The following is a 925-nucleotide window of genomic DNA, read 5'->3' on the forward strand; positions in this document are numbered from 1 at the left end:
TAGTTCATTCTCTTTGTGGTCAGCCATGAAATTGCAAGCCCGCTTAATCGCCCTACGTAAAGACCGGGGCCTGTCCCAGCAAGCGATGGCCGATGCCATTGGCATTCATGTCAATAGCTTGAAGAAATACGAGGCCGGACAGGCGCAACCGTCCCTGGACGCATTGCGGAAGATCGCCACGACCTTGCATACAAGCACAGATTTCTTGCTATTCGATGAACATGAACGTGGACCGTCTGACGACCTGCGTTTGCAGTTTGAAGCGGTGTCGCAGTTCCCGGAGGAGGAGCGCAAGATCGTCAAGGCGCTACTCGAAGGCATGATCATCAAGTACCAGACGAAGCAATTGGTGGGGAATTTAAGCAGCTAAGCTTGCTGCGGATTTTCTTCGCAAAGTGTAAAAATTAAAGCCGAACCCGCAACCCACGCGCCAAGCAGTGGGTTAGGGGAGGCTTTTTTTTGTTAACTATAGAAGAATTACACCAACGGGTCTCGGGGCGAAGCCCTGAGTTGACTGCGACGGGCGCGGAGCGACATAGTGGGCGAAACCCTGGATGGACGCGCCGTGCGCCGGACATCCAGCATCCTGTCCTTCGCCTCGATGCAACAAATGCTGTGGATTTGCGGCGGATTTGCGGCCAATACTGTGAGGTTGATAGGCGGTTCAGGGGCCGAGTGCAGGTGCGCTCGCCAGAAACGGCGGGACAATTTACCGCCAACCTGTGTGGTTGATCTAGCTATACATCAGTCCGTGTCCACTTGGTGGCACTGACCCTGTGCCGTGCTCGGATGGGATACGACCGGGATACGAACAGGCTACGACAGGATACGGACCAAATACAAAGGGGATACGCCCGTCCCTGACGTTCACTGATCGTCGACGATGCCATCTTCCAAGCCCGAGAGCTTCCCTACAGCATCTAGC

Annotated in this window: 1 protein-coding gene; it reads left to right on the forward strand. The window is 54.8% G+C overall.

Translation table 11 applies throughout. The features are described 5' to 3' along the window. Positions 1-25: 25 nt before the first annotated feature. Entirely contained in the window at positions 26-370 is a 345-nt protein-coding gene (locus RBA40_RS33335) for a helix-turn-helix domain-containing protein (protein ID WP_054268145.1), read from the forward strand. Positions 371-925: the final 555 nt, after the last annotated feature.

The sequence above is a fragment of the Massilia pseudoviolaceinigra genome (assembly GCF_030846505.1).
Classification (GTDB): domain Bacteria; phylum Pseudomonadota; class Gammaproteobacteria; order Burkholderiales; family Burkholderiaceae_D; genus Telluria_A; species Telluria_A violaceinigra.